Annotated in this window: 14 protein-coding genes and 1 pseudogene; 11 read left to right on the top strand and 4 right to left on the bottom strand. The window is 67.1% G+C overall.

Annotation, left to right across the window (positions count from 1 at the left end):
* The 5 genes and pseudogenes from ACWELQ_RS04240 to ACWELQ_RS04220 all read left to right on the top strand — a co-directional run.
* Positions 1-95: pseudogene (locus ACWELQ_RS04240) on the top strand (1-acyl-sn-glycerol-3-phosphate acyltransferase); the annotation flags it as partial.
* 25 nt (positions 96-120) lie between these two features.
* Complete coding sequence (locus ACWELQ_RS04235) at positions 121-1,011, top strand: 2-hydroxy-3-oxopropionate reductase (RefSeq protein WP_452395579.1); 891 nt, start codon at positions 121-123, stop codon at positions 1,009-1,011.
* 5 nt (positions 1,012-1,016) lie between these two features.
* A complete protein-coding gene (gene gcl / locus ACWELQ_RS04230; protein ID WP_452395578.1) occupies positions 1,017-2,795 on the top strand; it encodes a glyoxylate carboligase in 1,779 nt (592 codons plus the stop codon).
* Between the two features lie 13 nt (positions 2,796-2,808).
* Complete coding sequence (locus tag ACWELQ_RS04225; RefSeq protein ID WP_452395577.1) at positions 2,809-3,957, top strand: glycerate kinase; 1,149 nt, start codon at positions 2,809-2,811, stop codon at positions 3,955-3,957.
* Positions 3,954-4,811 carry a fumarylacetoacetate hydrolase family protein gene (locus tag ACWELQ_RS04220; protein WP_452395576.1) on the top strand — a complete coding sequence of 286 codons (858 nt, stop codon included), beginning with the start codon at positions 3,954-3,956 and terminating at the stop codon, positions 4,809-4,811. Before ACWELQ_RS04225 ends, ACWELQ_RS04220 begins: the two co-directional genes overlap by 4 nt.
* Positions 4,812-4,916: 105 nt before the next feature.
* On the opposite strand, the gene ACWELQ_RS04215 is transcribed toward ACWELQ_RS04220, so the two are convergent.
* The 3 genes from ACWELQ_RS04215 to ACWELQ_RS04205 all read right to left on the bottom strand — a co-directional run bounded on the left by ACWELQ_RS04215 (position 4,917) and on the right by ACWELQ_RS04205 (position 7,772).
* Positions 4,917-5,708 (bottom strand): VOC family protein, encoded by a 792-nt coding sequence (locus ACWELQ_RS04215; RefSeq protein ID WP_452395575.1) that lies wholly within the window; start codon positions 5,706-5,708, stop codon positions 4,917-4,919.
* Between the two features lie 62 nt (positions 5,709-5,770).
* Positions 5,771-7,156: an alpha/beta hydrolase family protein gene (locus ACWELQ_RS04210; protein ID WP_452395574.1), complete on the bottom strand. Its 1,386-nt coding sequence runs from the start codon at positions 7,154-7,156 to the stop codon at positions 5,771-5,773.
* A 49-nt stretch (positions 7,157-7,205) separates the two neighbouring features.
* On the bottom strand, positions 7,206-7,772 hold the full coding sequence (locus ACWELQ_RS04205; protein ID WP_452395573.1) for a helix-turn-helix domain-containing protein: 567 nt from the start codon (positions 7,770-7,772) through the stop codon (positions 7,206-7,208).
* Positions 7,773-7,906: 134 nt separating this feature from the next.
* On the opposite strand from ACWELQ_RS04205, the gene ACWELQ_RS04200 reads away from it, so the two are divergent.
* The 6 genes from ACWELQ_RS04200 to ACWELQ_RS04175 all read left to right on the top strand — a co-directional run bounded on the left by ACWELQ_RS04200 (position 7,907) and on the right by ACWELQ_RS04175 (position 14,688).
* On the top strand, positions 7,907-9,613 hold the full coding sequence (locus tag ACWELQ_RS04200; RefSeq protein ID WP_452395572.1) for a DUF222 domain-containing protein: 1,707 nt from the start codon (positions 7,907-7,909) through the stop codon (positions 9,611-9,613).
* A gap of 301 nt (positions 9,614-9,914) precedes the next feature.
* Complete coding sequence (locus ACWELQ_RS04195) at positions 9,915-11,273, top strand: MFS transporter (RefSeq protein WP_452395571.1); 1,359 nt, start codon at positions 9,915-9,917, stop codon at positions 11,271-11,273.
* A gap of 77 nt (positions 11,274-11,350) precedes the next feature.
* Positions 11,351-12,043, top strand: coding sequence for a VC0807 family protein (locus ACWELQ_RS04190; RefSeq protein ID WP_452395570.1), 693 nt, complete (start codon positions 11,351-11,353; stop codon positions 12,041-12,043).
* Positions 12,036-12,695 (top strand): TMEM175 family protein, encoded by a 660-nt coding sequence (locus ACWELQ_RS04185; RefSeq protein ID WP_452395569.1) that lies wholly within the window; start codon positions 12,036-12,038, stop codon positions 12,693-12,695. The genes ACWELQ_RS04190 and ACWELQ_RS04185 overlap by 8 nt, the downstream gene beginning before the upstream one ends.
* Positions 12,696-12,742: 47 nt before the next feature.
* The gene (locus ACWELQ_RS04180) at positions 12,743-13,234 is read left to right on the top strand and encodes a VOC family protein (RefSeq protein ID WP_452395568.1); all 492 of its coding nucleotides are present in this window, start codon (positions 12,743-12,745) and stop codon (positions 13,232-13,234) included.
* Positions 13,231-14,688: an FAD-binding protein gene (locus tag ACWELQ_RS04175; RefSeq protein WP_452395567.1), complete on the top strand. Its 1,458-nt coding sequence runs from the start codon at positions 13,231-13,233 to the stop codon at positions 14,686-14,688. Before ACWELQ_RS04180 ends, ACWELQ_RS04175 begins: the two co-directional genes overlap by 4 nt.
* Here the strand turns inward: ACWELQ_RS04175 and ACWELQ_RS04170 are convergent.
* Positions 14,664-15,842, bottom strand: coding sequence for a DUF4132 domain-containing protein (locus ACWELQ_RS04170; RefSeq protein ID WP_452395566.1), 1,179 nt, complete (start codon positions 15,840-15,842; stop codon positions 14,664-14,666). The genes ACWELQ_RS04175 and ACWELQ_RS04170 overlap by 25 nt on opposite strands.
* Between the last annotated feature and the right edge of the window lie 49 nt (positions 15,843-15,891).

Genomic DNA, 15,891 nt, shown 5'->3' with positions numbered 1-15,891 from the left:
CGGCCGAATCCGCTCTCAACACCGCGCGCAAGCTGCTCGGTGAGGGCCGCCTGGTCGGGCTCTACCCGGAAGGCACCCGCTCCCCGGACGGCCGCACCCCCAACGACTTAGGAACTGATCATGAGCAATATCGCTTTCATCGGCCTCGGCATCATGGGCAGCCCGATGGCCGTCCACCTGCAGAACGCGGGCCACACGGTCAAGGGCTTCGACCTGAACCCGTCCAACGCGCAGAAGCTGGTCGACGCCGGCGGCCGCGCCGTCACCTCGATCGCCGATGCCGTGCGCGGCGCGGATGTCGTCGCCGTGATGGTGCCGGACTCCCCGCACGTGCAGGCCGTACTCGCCGGTGAGAAGGGCGTTTTCGAGACCGCCGAGGCCGGCGCGCTCATCATCGACTTCTCCTCGATCCGCCCGGACGTCACCCAGGATCTGGCCAAGCAGGCCGCCGAGCGTGGCTTCCGCCTGATCGACGCCCCGGTCTCCGGCGGCGAGCCGGGTGCCGTGAACGCCACCCTGTCGATCATGGTCGGCGGTTCGGCCGAGGACTTCGCCACCGCGAAGCCGTTCCTGGACACCGTCGGCAAGACCGTCGTGCACGTGGGCACCAACGGCGCGGGCCAGACCGTGAAGTCGGCCAACCAGCTCATCGTGGCCACCAACATCCAGGCGCTGGCCGAGGCCGTGGTCTTCCTCGAGGCGTACGGCGTCGACCTGGGCCCGGCCCTCGATGTCCTCGGCGGCGGCCTCGCCGGTTCGGCCGTGCTGAACCAGAAGCGCGACAAGATGGCCAACCGCGAGTTCGCCCCGGGCTTCCGTATCGACCTGCACCACAAGGACATGGGCATCTTCACCACCGCCGCCCGCGAGGCCGGACTGGTGACCCCCGCCGGCTCGCTGATCGCGCAGCTGGTTGCCTCGGCCCGCGCCAACGGCGACGGCCACCTGGACCACTCTGCACTGCTGCGCGGCGTCGAGCGCCTGAGCGGCAAGCTGGACAAGGAGAACTGAGCACTATGGCACGCATGCGTACCGTCGACGCGGCGGTCCTGATCCTGGAAAAGGAAGGGGCCACACAGGCTTTCGGCCTGCCCGGCGCCGCGATCAACCCGTTCTACTCCGCCATGAAGAAGCACGGTGGCATCAAGCACGTGCTGGCCCGCCACGTCGAGGCCGCTTCGCACATGGCCGAGGGCTTCACCCGCGCCCAGGCCGGCAACATCGGTGTCTGCATCGGCACCTCCGGCCCCGCGGGCACCGACATGGTGACCGGTCTGTACTCCGCCTCGGCGGATTCCACTCCGATCCTGTGCATCACGGGCCAGGCGCCCGTGGCCAAGCTGCACAAGGAGGACTTCCAGGCCGTCGACATCGCGTCCATCGCGAAGCCGCTGGCCAAGTGGGCGACCACCGTGCTGGAGCCCGCCCAGGTGCCCGGCGCCTTCCAGAAGGCGTTCTGGCTGATGCGCGAAGGCCGTCCGGGCCCGGTGCTCATCGATCTCCCGATCGACGTGCAGCTGGCCGAGATCGAGTTCGACATCGAGACCTACGAGCCGCTGCCGGTCACGCGTCCCGCCGCTACCCCGGCGCAGGCCGCCAAGGTGCTGCAGATGCTGAACGCCGCCAAGCGTCCGCTGATCATCGCGGGCGGCGGCATCATCAACGCCGACGCCTCCGAGCTGCTGGTGAAGTTCGCCGAGCTGACCGGTGTCCCGGTCGTCCCGACCCTGATGGGCTGGGGCACCCTGCCCGACGACCACGAGCTGAACGCGGGCATGGTCGGTCTGCAGACCTCCCACATCTACGGCAACGAGTCGCTGCTGGAGTCCGACTTCGTGCTGGGCATCGGCAACCGGTGGGCCAACCGCCACACCGGCGCGCTGGACGTCTACACCAAGGACCGCACCTTCGTGCACGTCGACATCGAGCCGACCCAGATCGGCCGCGTGTTCGCGCCCGATTACGGTGTCGTCTCCGATGCCGGTGCGGCACTGGAGCAGTTCATCGCCGTCGCCGAGTCGCTGGACAAGGTCGGCTCGCTGACCGACCACAGCGCGTGGGTCAAGCAGGTGCGTGCCAAGCGCGCCACCGGACAGCGCAAGACCCACTTCGACAACGTGCCGCTGAAGCCGGCGCGTGTGTACGAAGAGATGAACAAGGCGTTCGGCCCGGACACCCGCTACGTGACCACCATCGGTCTGTCGCAGATCCAGGCGTCGCAGATGCTGCACGTGTACAAGCCGCGGCACTGGATCAACGCCGGTCAGGCCGGGCCGCTGGGCTGGACCCTGCCCGCCGCGCTGGGTGTGGCCACCGCCGTCAAGGACGAGCCCGTGGTGGCGCTGTCCGGTGACTACGACTTCCAGTTCCTGATCGAGGAATTGGCCGTCGGCGCGCAGTTCAACATCCCGTACATCCATGTGCTGGTGAACAACTCGTACCTGGGCCTGATCCGTCAGGCGCAGCGGGCGTTCGAGATGGACTACTACGTCCAGCTGGACTTCGAGAACATCAACTCGCCCGAGGTCAACGGCTACGGCGTGGACCACGTGAAGGTGGCAGAGGGCCTGGGCTGCAAGGCGATTCGCGTCTTCAACCCCGAGGACATCGGCCCGGCCTTCGAGAAGGCCAAGTCGCTGATGGCCGAGTACAAGGTGCCGGTCGTGGTCGAGTGCATTCTCGAGCGTGTCACCAACGTGTCCATGGGTGCGGCCGGGATCGACGCGATCACGGAGTTCGAGGAGCTGGCCTCCGCGTTCGCCGACGCACCTACCGCAACCGTTCCGCTGGACTAAGAGGATTCCCTTCATGGCTCGTGTACTGATCGCCTCCGACAAATTCAAGGGCTCGCTGACCGCGGTGCAGGTCGGGGCGGCCGTGCGGGCCGGAATCCGGCGGGCACGACCCGACGCCCAGGTGTCGGTGGTGCCCGTGGCCGACGGCGGTGACGGCACCGTCGCCGCCGCCCTCGCGGCAGGCTTCGACGCGGTTCCCTTGACCGCGTCGGGGCCGACCGGGGAACCGGTGCTGACCGCCTACGCCCGCCGAGAGGATCTCGCCGTTGTCGAGATGGCGGACGTGTCGGGCCTGGTGCGGCTGCCGGACGGCCTGCTGCGACCGATGACCGCCACCAGCCGGGGAACCGGCGAGGTGATCGCGTCCGCGGTCGCCGCGGGATGCCGCCGCATCGTGCTCGGCATCGGCGGCAGCGCCGGAACCGATGGTGGCGCAGGCATGTTGGAAGCGCTCGGCGCTCGCCTGCTGGACGCCGACGGGTATCCCGTCGGCGACGGCGGAGCGGCTCTCACCCGGGTGCACAGCATCGACCTGACCGCCCTGCGGGAGCGGATGGACGGCGTCGAGGTCATCGTGGCCTGCGATGTCGACAACCCGCTCACCGGTCCTTATGGGGCCGCTGCGGTCTACGGACCGCAGAAGGGCGCCGATCCGGCCCAGGTGGCCGAGCTGGATGCCGCTCTCGGGCAGTGGGCGCAGCGTCTGGCCGCGGAACTCGGGTCGGATCGGCGTGAGACGGCGGGCGCCGGCGCCGCGGGGGGTGTCGGATTCGCCGCGCTCGCGGTGCTGGGCGCCACCCTGCGGCCGGGCATCGAATTGATGCTGGAGCTGGTCGGTTTCGAGTCGCAGCTGGCCGGGGTGGATCTGGTGATCACCGGTGAGGGCAAGCTCGACGAGCAGACCCTGCACGGCAAGGCCCCGGCCGGGGTCGCGGCCGCCGCACGCGCTGCGGGCGTGCCGGTGGTCGCGGTCTGCGGCCGCAACACGCTGTCCGAGGATCGCCTGCACGGCGCCGGATTCGCCGCCGCCTACTCGCTCATCGAGATCGAACCCGACGAGGCGCGCTGCCTGTCGGCCGGAGCGATGTTGTTGCAGCAGCTCGGTTTCCGGGTTGCCGAAGACTATCTGCTGGTCGCCGAGCAGGCGGGAGGCGTTTCGTGAAGCTGTTGCGTGTCGGCGCGAAGGGCTCGGAAAAGCCTGCCGCGCTGGATGATTCGGGAGTGCTGCGGGACCTGTCGGCGATCGCGGCCGAGATCGACGGGCAGCTGCTCGGCGATCCCGCCGCGCTCGGCGCGGTGACGCGGGCGCTCGCGTCCGACAACCTGCCCGAGCTCGACGCCAGTCAGCGCATCGGCGCCCCGATCGCGCGGCCCGGCAAGGTGATCGGCGTCGGCCTCAACTACACCGACCACGCCGCCGCCATCGGCGCAGCCATTCCGGACCGGCCGGTGGTGTTCCTCAAGCCGGGCACCACGATCAGCGGGCCCTACGACGCCATCGAGATTCCGCGCGGCAGCCGCGCCACCGACCACGAGGTCGAGTTGGGTGTGGTGCTCGGGCAGCGGCTGCGCGACTGCGCCGATCCCGCCGCCGCGCTGGGGGCGGTCGGCGGGTACGTCACCGCCAACGACGTAACCGAACGCAATGGCATCGCGGGCGAACCGACCTGGGTGAAGGGCAAGTCCTACGACACCTTCACGCCCATCGGGCCGTGGCTGGTCACGCCCGACGAGATCGATTCCCCGCAGTCGCTGTCGCTGCAACTGTGGGTGAACGGTGAACGGCGGCAGTCGGGTTCGACCGGGGACATGGTCTCCGGGGTCGGCGAGCTGCTGGTGTACCTGAGCTCGCTGATGACGCTGGAACCCGGCGATCTCGTGCTCACCGGGACCCCGGCGGGAGTCGCGGTCAGCCGGCCGGAACCGAAACCGTATCTGCGCGACGGTGATGTCATCGTCGTGGAGGTCGCGGGACTGGGACGGCAACAGACATTGGCCACCGGCATGCGCGGGTGAGGATTCCCGAGGAGGCGTGGTAGGCGCAGCTGGGGTGCCGGTTACGTCGCCGCGGGAGTATTCGAACGGCCCGGTCGCTGTGGAGACCGGGCCGTTCGTCCTGTCTCAGGACTTGTTGCCGCCCAGGCTGAATCGCACGCCATTGGGATCGGCGACGGCCGCCATGCGGCCGTACGGAGTGTCCTCGGCCGCCGCCACGACGCTGCCGCCCAGCTCGAGCACCTTGGCGACGCTGGCATCCACATCCTCGACCCCGAAGTAGACGGTCCAGTAGCCGGGCACGCCCGGCGGTAGGAAGTTCGTCGAGTCCATCACGCCGCCGAGCATCGGGGTGGTGGAATGGATTGTGGTGTAACGGAATTCGGGGGCATCGGAGATCGTGAACGGGTCCTGCCAGCCGTAGACCTCACGGTAGAACTTCAAGGCGTCGTCGTAGCTGCGGGTGTGGAGTTCGAACCAGGACGGCGCGCCTACATGGTCCTCCCAGTGACCGCCGCCGACGATGCCGCGCTGCTCGAAACCGGTCATGGTGCCGGACTGCCAGACACCGATGCCGACGCCGCCGTTGTCGCCGAAGACCGCGAACTTGCCGAGATCGCCGACCTCCATCGGCGGGACCACGACGATGCCGCCGGACGCTGCCACGGCTTGCGCGGTCTTTTCGGCGTCCTCGCTGGCCAGATAGACGGTCCACTGGTTCGGGCCGCCGTTGCCGTCATTGACCATGCCGCCCGCGACGGCCTTGCCGTCCTTGCGGAACGTGATGTAGTTGCCGTGCTCCGGCGCGATATCGGCGGTCCAGCCGAACAGGTCGCCGTAGAAGGCGATCGCGCCGTCGGTGTCGGTGGTGAACAGGTCGGTCCAGATCGGGTCGCCCGGGCGCGCTGTGTAGGACATGTGAACTCCTCGGATCGGTGTCTTTCGCTCCCGGGAATGCAGACGAGGCGCGGCCCGGGAACTCATCGGAAGAGCAGAGCCCAGCTCAGGGCCCAGGCCAACCATACGAAGCCGGTGGCGGTCAGGGCGGAATTGGCGAACCGGTGGGTTGTGGACAGTGCGGTTCGGTGCCGGATCGTGGTGACCGTGGTGGAGGCCAGCAGGGCGGCGGTGGCCAGGGCCAGCAGTTGGAGCGCGAGCCAGGGGAGGGGACGGTGCAGGATGACGGGGCCGAGGGAGTGTGCGCCGGTCGCGTAGAGGGACAGCAGGTAGCCGACCGTGGCGAGGGTGGTGAAGAGGCCGGTCACCGCGAGCCATCGAGGGGCTCGGCGGGACCGCTGGGCGGTGCGTATTCCCTTGTTCGCGAACGAAATTCCCGCGTATCCGAGGAAGACCGCGACGATCAATCCGAGCGCGATCGTTTGCAGGGCCGGGGAGGACCACGGGGCGTCGTCGCCGGGATCGTGGCTGGTCCTGGCCTGTGCCGGAAACTGGTCCACGGAGGAGGCGGGCGGGGTTCCGTCGGCGATCTGCCGCAGCCAGGCGCTCATGGCGTCGAGGTAGGCCGGAGCGAAATCGCCTGGTGGAATGGGTGATTCGTACGACGGGCCGACACGGTCGAAGCCATTGGTGGTGGCGCGGCCATTGTGGGCGGCGTCGAGGAATCTGAGGGTCACGCTGGGATCGGCGGCCAGCGCCGCACGGAATACCGCCGCGCTCTCCGCCGGTGGTTCCTGGACATCGTGGCTTCCCCACAGTCCTAGTACGGGAATGCGCAGGCTGCGCAGGGCGGGCAGGGGGTCGAAATCGGCGGCGGGGAACAGTCCGGCGGCATCGATGAGGCGGGCGGCGGGGCCGGACACGGTGGTGGCGAGCGGTCCGGAATCACCGTGGTGGCGTAGCTGATTCGTCAGATTCCAGGTCTGGGTTCGCAGCGGCGTGAAGCCGGACGCTCCGAGGGTGATCAGGAACGCCACCTCGTTCGAGCGGGAGGCCGCGAGCGGAGCCACCCAGCCGCCCTCGCTGAAACCCCACATCCCCACCTGATTCGGGCGCACCCCTGGCGTCTCGCGGAGAACATGGACGGCGGCGAGGGCATCGTCGGCCAGGAGGCTCAGATCTCGGTGGGTCATGGAATAGCCGTCGGTGCGCTTGTCGTAGACGAGGGTGGTGATGCCCATCGCGGCGAAGGCTTCGGCCTCGCGTCGGTACTCCTGGCGAGGGCCGGGGCCGGATCCGCCGACCAGCACGATGCCGGGAGTTTCGGAAGATGCTGTGGTGGGCGTGAATACGGTGGCGTGCAGGGTCAGGCCGTTGCCTCCGGCGAAGGTGACGTCGTGTGAACCGGCGTCAGGAGTCGCCGACGCGGGGGACGCCGACAGGGGTAGCAGGGCGAGAAGAATGGTCAAAAGGGTGAACGGGAGCAGGGCCCGTCCGACTCGGGCCTGTATCGACATCTCACATCTCCGGGAAGCTGAACATGCGTAGCAGCACGGCTTTTCGGCCGTCGTCGGGCTGGCTCTCGTCTTCGCTCGCGCGGAAGCGTTTGACCAGCGCTATGTACTCCTCGAAGAACTCCTCGAAGCGCGCCTGATCTACGCGGATCGTGGAGCGGGAGTAGGTGAAAGCGTCGGCCCACGAACCCATCTCATCGGCGTGCCGCTCGAAAGACTCATACAGTTCGCAGACCTCGGCTAGATGCTGGCGTGCGATCTCCGCACTGGCCGTGCGCATTTCCTCGGTCTGACCGCTGTAGCGGGGGAACCTCCGATCCCTCGGCACTGCCCGCCACCACCGCTCCTTGCCGGTGGAAAGTTCCGGAACTTCCTCGGCGAAGCCGTATTTGGCTAACTGCCTCAGGTGATAGCTGGTCAACCCGGTGTTCTCGCCGAGCGCCTGCGCCAGGCTGGTCGCATTCACCGGCCCGGCCCGCAACTGCTCTTCGATCCGTCTTCGCAGGGGGTGTGCGAGGAGGCGGAGGACTGCGACGTCGGTGATGAATTCTGGTTCCGGCTGATCGGCCATGTCTCAACGGTAGCGGTGAAAAGAGTGTTTGCAAAGAGCCTTTGCGATCCGAAAGGGTTATTAGCCAATGATTTACAGGGCGTGTTGCTTGATCGCGCTGTCGTGTCTCTCTAGTCGAAACTATGATCGATAGCATGAACGACATCGCAGATGAGATGGCTACCGCGCAAGCGGTTGTCGCCCACCTGCGTGCCGTGCACTCACAGATTGCTGCGTTGCAAGCCGAAGAGGTGGCGTTGATGACCAGCCTCTACCACCTGCGTCGCGAACAGCAGCTCGACCTGGGCGTGAGCAACCTCAACGCGGGTGAGGACACCGCCACCGAAATCGGTATCGCCCTGAAGGTTTCACAAGCTTCCGCCGACGGCCTGATCGCGCTCGGCTTGGATTTGGAGAACCGCTACCCGGCCACCCGTGAAGCCTTCGCCGAAGGTCGCATCGATCTCGCGCAGACCCGTGCGATCAGCAAGTCGCTGACCAACGCTTCGGAGGAGCTCCTCGCCGAGCTGGAGCCGAACCTCGCCGTCTACGCCGAAAACGCTGAGCCGCAACGTATCCGCCGCACCGCCCGCCGTCGCCTCCTCGAAGCCGACCCGGCCGGTCAAGCCGCGCGACGCAAGGCCGCCGAGGCTGACCGGTACGTCTCGATCACCGCCCACGACGACGGCACTGCGCTGCTTGACGGTGTCCTGCCCGCCGCAGGTGGCCAAGCCGTCTATGAACGCCTCCGCGAGATGGCATCGGGCCAGTGCTGCCGCAAGGACCCGCGTACCGTCGCTCAGCGCCGCGCCGACGCCCTCGTGGCCCTCGCCGATGGCACCGGCCGCCTGATCTGCCAGTGCGGCCAGGACGATTGCCCCCGCGCCGTCGTCGGTGAGACCGCGGTCGCGCGCAAAGCCCTTGTCCAGGTCGGCGTCTCCGCGGAAACCCTGGCCGGTCTGCAAGACAACCCGGCCCTGCTGTCCGGTCTCGGCGCGATCGACCCGGACCTGGCCCGCCAAATCGCCCGCCACGCCCGCTTCGAGATCATCACCCCCACCACCACGCCCGCCGGTATTGCGGAAACCGGCTCCGCCGCAGCGACCGTCACCACTCCCGATGCCATCCGCACCCTCGCTACGGCCGGGCCTGCGGCCACCGCGGCAACCGCTGTTGCGGAAACCGGCTCCGCCGCCCCGGGTGCGTCCACCGTCTCCCACAACACCCCCGAGACCGCAACCGCACCGGCAGGGGACAGCACCACCCACGCCGCCACACCGGGGCCCGCCACCATCGCGACCGCCAATCATGCCTCCACCCGTCAGGGCGACAACCCAGTCACCGCAACCGAACTGCGCTACCGGCCCGGGGCCCGCATCGCCCGCCAAGCTCGCGCGATCGACGGGATCTGCCGTGCACCCGGCTGCCACATTCCGGCTGCCGCCAGCGATCTCGATCACCAAGACCGGTTCGACCACAGCGACCCGCAAGCCGGGGGCCACACCACCGAGGACAACCTCGGGGCGCGCTGCCGCCGACACCACCGCCTCAAGACACTCGCCGACAATCACGCCAACGGCTGGACCGTTCGCCACCACCCTGGCCGGGTCGTCGAATGGTGCACGCCCACCGGGGAATCGGTCACGACCGAACCCGAAGGCAGCCTCTACCTCTTCCCGACAACTGTCGTGCCGCCGGTCACCGCCGACGGTGTTCCGGACGCTGAGCCGACCGGGTCGATTTTCGATCCGGGGGTCGCGGTCAACATCATGACCGAGCTCGTCCACGTGTACACGACCCCGGAACAACGCCGCCAGCAGGCACGCGCCCGCGCTTCGCGACGGGCCGGGATCAACATGTGATTCGGCGGCTCGAGGCCAGGTAACTCGGGGGGAAGACTACTCGCGTGCTTGCGCCGCAACGGGATTGCGTCGAGGTGGCATGTACCGGAAGTGTGGTGGCGTCGCCTGCCCTACCGGACTTTCGCTGACGCGACTTGGGAGCCGTGACTCGCCTACCGGCCCACGGACTGCACGGATCACCTTTTAGGGACAAAACGAGGGAGGGGTGCGTGTCTGGGGATTGGTGTGGGGGTGGGCGGGTAGGTTTTGGTGGGTTGCTAAACCGTTGCTCTCTTTGTGGTTGTCCAGTTTAGGAGGCTGCGTGAGTTCTGTTATTGATGATGCGCCGTTTACCTCGTTTCATAAGAGGTTGGCTGTGGCTTGTTCTGGTGGGCCGTTGCTTGATGGGTACATTCTCAGCATCGTGGGGACGGCGCTCATTGGGATGAACGCTGAGTTGGATTTGAGTACCGGGGATGTTCAGTTGATCGGGGCTTCGGCGCTGATTGGGATGTTTGTGGGTGGGGCCTTGTTCGGGGTGTTGACGGACAAGGTGGGGCGGGAGGTTATGTATACCGCTGACTTGGTGGTGATGGGGGCTTGTTCGATTGCTTCGTTTTGGGCTGAATCTGTTTGGCTTATTGTGATTTTGCGGTTTGTGTTGGGGATGGCGGTGGCGGCGGATTATCCGATTGCTACTTCGTTGCTGGGGGAGTGGTTGCCGGTGAAGCAGCGGGGGAAGTTGCTGGGGTTTCAGATTGTGGCTTGGTATTTGGGGTCGGTGCTCGCGTATGTGGTGGGGTATCTGCTGTTGACGTTCGGGGGGAATGGGAGTTGGCGGTGGCAACTGGCCAGTGGGGCGGTGTTGTGTGCGTTCTTTCTGGTGATTCGGCAGAGTACGGCGCCGGAGTCGCCGCGGTGGTTGGCTCAGCATGGGAAGGCGGATCGGGCCGCGGCGATGATTCAGAAGTATCTGCATGTGCGGGTGGATCCGGCGTCGCTCGTGGAGTCGGCTGAGCCGGTGGCGCACGGGTCGTTGCGGGAGTTGTTCCGGCCTGCCTATCGCAAGCGGACGATCTTCTGTAGCGGGTTCTTTCTGTGTCAGGTGGCGGTGTTGTTCGCGATGCTGACGTTCGGTCCGCAGATTCTCGCCTCGTTCGGGTTGCCCGCGGGGACCTGGATGGACACCCTCGGGACCGCGCTCATCAGCTTGGTGTTCCTGCTCGGCTGCCTGCCGGCCATGCGGTTGATCGATACGGTCGGGCGGCGGCCGACGATCGTGTGGTGCTTCGGGTTGATGATCATTCCGGTGTTGTTCATCGGAGTCTGGCCGTCCATGCCCGCGATACTCGGGTTCGCGATGTTGTGCCTGTACGCGTTCTTCTGTGGCGGGCCCAACGTGCTGGACTGGACGTATCCGAATGAACTGTTCCCCACGCACATTCGCGCTACGGCGGTCGGGTTCGCGACCTCGATCAGTCGGGTGGGGGCGGCGTTGGGGACCTATCTGCTGCCCTGGTCGCTTGATCATCTCGGGATGGGGCCGACGTTCCTGTTCGCGGCGGCGGTGACGGCCGTCGGGTTCGGCATCTGTGTGTGGGGCGCTCCGGAGACCAAGGGGCATCGGCTGGAATCGGCTGCGGCGGTGGGCGGCATGACAACTGTCATGGCGGAGAAGTGATGGTTGGCAGATTCGGGGCGGGGCGGATCTTCGTACCGTTTTTCCTGTAGCGATCAAACGATTACAGGAGTTCCGAAATGGCTGATCACACCCTCGCTGTGAACGCGCCGCAGGGGGCGGAGACTCGTCCGAATCTGCTGCGCATGCTTGCCCCGACCATCCGCGATATCGCGGTGCCGCTGGCCGCCTACTACGGGCTGCACGCCGCGGGGTACTCCGATTTCTCCGCGCTGCTGGCGGGTGCGGTGATCTCGGGGATCATGGTCATCGTCGAGGTGGTGCGGGCTCGGCGGGTGGATGCCATGTCGGCGCTCATCCTGGCCGGGTTCGTGTTCGGGATCGTCAGCTCGATGATCAGTGGTGATGCTCGCATGATGATCGTGCGGGACTCGCTCACCACCGGGGTTATCGGCATCGCCTTCGCCGTCAGCGCTTTGGTTGGCAAGCCGCTCACGTATGTGGCTGCGCGGAAGGCGTTTTCGGGGTCGCCGCAGAAGCTGGCCGAGATGCAGTACAAGTTCGACAACATTCCCCTGGTGCGGCGCACGCACAACCGGATCGCGGCCATGTGGGGTGCGGGGATGATCGGTGAGGCGGCGGTGCGGGTGGTGCTCGCCTACCAGTTGCCCATCCACACCATGGCGTGGCTGTCCAGCGTGCTGATGATCGGTGTCACCGCGACGCTGATGGTGATCACGATGCGAACGGTCAAGCGGGCCAGGCAATCTGAGCAGTCGATGGAACCGGGTTACGCTTCGGGGCATGAGTGAGGGTTCGGCTCCGAGAAGCACATTGACCGGAACGGCTCGGGTCGAAGCGTTCAGCGACGGGGTGATGGCGATTGCCATCACCCTGTTGATTTTGAATATCCAGGTGCCGCCCCACGAACCGGGGCGGCTCTTGCAGGAGCTGGGGCATATCTGGCCGGTCTATCTGGCCTATCTGGCGTCGTTCATGACCATCGGTGTGGTGTGGATGAACCACCACACCTTCTTCGGAAGGCTGCGCAGCATCGACCATGTGCTGCGGTGGTGGAATCTCATGCTGCTGCTGGGGGTTTCGCTGGTGCCCTTCCCGACCATCGTGGTCGCCGACAATCTGGTGCACGGGACGCACCGCGATGCCACGGTCGCGGTGGCGCTGTACGGGATCGTGGGGGTGATCATGACGATTCCGTGGGCTCCCATGTGGCGGCAGCTCGAGAAGCGGCCGGAGATGTTGAAGGCGGGGCTGGGGGCGGATTACGCGCGGCGGGAGCGGTGGCGGGCCTGGCCGGGGATTCTCGTCTACGCCGCCACCATCGGGATCGGGTTTCTTTCCCCGATCACGGCTCTGGTGCTGTATCTGCTGGTCTCGACGTTCTACGGGGTGAGCAACAAGGGGTGGACGTCGCCGAGCGATCCGGATCCGGATGAAGAGTAGCCCTTGCGGATTTAAGCGATTGTGATTAACTCGGCCGGGTGGACAGCATGAGCGTGGCCGGCGGGCAGCCCACCCAGATCGCCTGGGTGGTCGAGGACATCGCGGCGAGCGAGAAATTCCTGGGAACCTTCCTGGGGGTGCGCAAGTGGATGCGGATGCCGGAGGTCCGGTTCGCGCCGGAGACCACGGTCTACCGGGGCGAACCGGCCGATTTCACGGCACACATCGCGCTGTCCTACGCCGGTGACATGCAGCTCGAACTGATCCAGCCGGTGACCGGGCGATCCATCTACACCGAATTCCTCGAACGCGGCGGTGCGGGCCTGCACCACATCTGCCTGGAACCCGCCGACTTCGATGCCGTGTTGAAAGACGCTGCGGCGCAAGGGATCGACGTGGTGCAGCAGGGGGATATGGGCGGGCAGATGCGGTTCGCCTACCTGGACGGGGCGGCGGCGGGGGTGCCGTTCATCGAACTCGCCGAGATCGGGCCGAACATGCGGCTGTTCTTCGAGCAGATCAAGAAGGATGCGCAGTGAGCACAGTGATACCGGAAACCCTGGCCGCCGAGGCGATTACCGCGTGGTCCGATGAGGTCGACGTGGTGGTCGTCGGATTCGGGATCGCGGGCGGGTGCGCGGCGGTCGAGGCTGCGGCTCGCGGGGCCCGCGTACTGGTTTTGGAGCGTGCCGGGGTCGCCGGCGGGACCACCGCGCTCGCGGGCGGGCACTTCTACCTCGGTGGCGGGACGGCCGTGCAGGAGGCAACCGGGCATCCGGATTCCGCCGAGGAGATGTACAAGTACCTGCTCTCGGTGTCGCGAGATCCGGAACCGGAGAAGATCCGTGCCTACTGCGACGGCAGTGTCGAGCACTTCGACTGGCTCGAGAGCCTCGGGTTCGAATTCGAACGCAGCTACTACCCGGAGAAGGCGGTTATTCAGCCGGGTACGCAGGGGCTGATGTACACCGGGAACGAGAAGGTTTGGCCCTATCGGGAGCAGGCTGTTCCCGTGCCGCGCGGGCACAAGGTGCCCGTGCCGGGAGACACCCAGGGCGCGGCCATGATCATCGAACTGCTGGTGAAGCGGGCCGCCGCGCTCGGCGTCGAGGTGCGATACGAGACCGGGGCGACCCAGCTGATCGTGGACGCCGACGGCGCGGTGGCCGGGGTGGGGTGGAAGAACCTCGGAAATACCGGTGCGGTGCGCGCGAAGTCGGTGGTGCTGGCGGCGGGCGGGTTCGTCATGAACTCGGAGATGGTGGCCGAGCATGTGCCGTGGCTGACCGAGAAGCCGTTCGTGCTCGGCACGCCGTTCGATGACGGGCTCGGGATTCGGCTCGGGGTTTCCGCGGGTGCGGCCACCCGCATGATGGATCAGGCGTTCGTGACCGCGCCGGTGTATCCGCCGTCGAAGCTGCTGACCGGAATCGTGGTGAACCGCAAGGGGGAACGGTTCGTCGCCGAGGACTCGTATCACGCGCGGACCTCGGCGTTCGTGCTCGATCAGCCGGGGGCGGTGGCGTATCTGATCGTGGACTCCGAGCATATGGAACGGCCGATGTTCCCGCTGGCTCCGTTCATCGACGGGTGGGAGACCGTGGAGGAGATGGCGGGGGCGCTCGGAATTCCTTACGAGACACTGCGATCCACGCTCGATCGGTACAACGAGCATGCGGCGCGGGGCGAGGATCCGGACTTCCACAAGGCGGGTGAGTGGCTGGAGGCGCAGGATCAGGGGCCGTGGGCGGCATTCGATCTGACGTTGGGCAAGGCGCTGTACGCGGGGTTCACGCTGGGTGGGCTGCGCACTTCCGTCGACGGTGAAGTGCTGCGGGACAACGGATCAGCGATTGCTGGCCTGTACGCGGCCGGTGCCACGGCCTCGACGCTGGCGCAGGACGGCAAGGGCTATTCCAGCGGCACCCAGCTCGGGTCCGGATCGTTCTTCGGTCGCCGGGCGGGACGTCACGCCGCCAATCGCTCCAGCTGACGGATCAGCTCCGAGGCGGTGACGGGGTCCAGGACTCCGAAGGTACCGCCTCGGAGCTCGGCCGACAGGATGGTCTGTAGCTCGGGCTCGTAACGGAAGCCGCCTTCCAGGCCGGGTTCGAGGGTGACCGTGAGCTCGCGGGCCGGGCCGAAGCGGCGGGACAGGGTGTCGCGCTTGATCTCCCAGCCGAGTTCTTGCAGCGCGAAGATCCGGTCGGTGCGGATTGAACGATTGCCGAAGCGGGGCAGGGTGTTCGAGGCCGATTCCTCGGGGGTCAGGGCGTAGACGTGCCGGTTCAGCTGTTCGAACGGCTGACGGGAACGGTTGCCCGCGAACGAGGTTCGCCAGCTGCCGAGCGAATTGCCGAGGTGTATCGGGTGGGCGACTCCCACCAGGGCGTCCGCCGGGAGATCCAGGACCGAGCCCGCGGCGTCGCGTGCGGTCCGGTCGGCATCGATGGCGAAAGTGCCGGTGACGCCGCCTCTGCGGTCGAAGGCCGCCCAGATCAGTTGTCGCGCCAGCTGACCCAGCGCGGGATCCGCGAGGATCAAACGGCGAAACGCATCCATCCGCCATCGACGGCCATCCACCATGGCGGCCTCGAAACGTCGAATCTGGTCGGTGGTCACCGATTTCGCGTCCGGGCGAGGTGGTTCTTCGTCGAGCGTTGCGGCCAGCCGGGCTCGGACTCGTCTGGTCAGCGCCTCGGCGTCGCGGGCGGGGTCTTCGTCCGCGACGGCCGCGCGGAGCCACGGCGTCATCCGGCCTGCGCGCGGGTCGGGATCCTCCACCCGAATCCCCTGCCGGGCTGCCGCGACGGCGGTGGCGAAGTCGTGCCCGTGCTCGACCAGCCAGCTGTCGATGAATCGGTCGATGAATTCCCGCTCCCGCTGCGGCCCGGTGCGGTACGCGACCGCCGCGTGCTGTGCGATGGCGAACGTCACGGCCGCACCCTCGGGGGTGCAGGGACCTTGAGGCGCGTTCACGTATTCCGTTGCCGCGTCCGCGAGTTCGTGCAAACCGTCCAACCGCGCGGCAGCCAGCACCGTGGCCACGGCGTCGCGATGGCGGCGCAGCAGTTTCCGCACCGCCACGGTGGCATGCGGGTCGGCCCAGCGCTCGTCGCTCACATCCCTGATCATGCCGTCGCGCACCGACAGATTGTCCGTGGGCGGAGGTAGGGTGGCTGGCTGACGCGCTGGG

Source organism: Nocardia sp. NPDC004722 (assembly GCF_053601505.1).
This window is presented reverse-complemented; position numbering and strand designations above follow the sequence as displayed.

What these genes read in the sequence shown, in the direction of transcription:
- ACWELQ_RS04180 (WP_452395568.1), top strand. Translation starts at nt 12,743, where the DNA reads ATGAGCGTGGCCGGCGGGCAGCCCACCCAGATCGCCTGGGTGGTCGAG.
- ACWELQ_RS04200 (WP_452395572.1), top strand. Translation starts at nt 7,907, where the DNA reads ATGAACGACATCGCAGATGAGATGGCTACCGCGCAAGCGGTTGTCGCC.
- ACWELQ_RS04190 (WP_452395570.1), top strand. Translation starts at nt 11,351, where the DNA reads ATGGCTGATCACACCCTCGCTGTGAACGCGCCGCAGGGGGCGGAGACT.
- ACWELQ_RS04205 (WP_452395573.1), bottom strand. Translation starts at nt 7,772, where the DNA reads ATGGCCGATCAGCCGGAACCAGAATTCATCACCGACGTCGCAGTCCTC.
- ACWELQ_RS04185 (WP_452395569.1), top strand. Translation starts at nt 12,036, where the DNA reads ATGAGTGAGGGTTCGGCTCCGAGAAGCACATTGACCGGAACGGCTCGG.
- ACWELQ_RS04215 (WP_452395575.1), bottom strand. Translation starts at nt 5,708, where the DNA reads ATGTCCTACACAGCGCGCCCGGGCGACCCGATCTGGACCGACCTGTTC.
- gcl (WP_452395578.1), top strand. Translation starts at nt 1,017, where the DNA reads ATGGCACGCATGCGTACCGTCGACGCGGCGGTCCTGATCCTGGAAAAG.
- ACWELQ_RS04225 (WP_452395577.1), top strand. Translation starts at nt 2,809, where the DNA reads ATGGCTCGTGTACTGATCGCCTCCGACAAATTCAAGGGCTCGCTGACC.
- ACWELQ_RS04235 (WP_452395579.1), top strand. Translation starts at nt 121, where the DNA reads ATGAGCAATATCGCTTTCATCGGCCTCGGCATCATGGGCAGCCCGATG.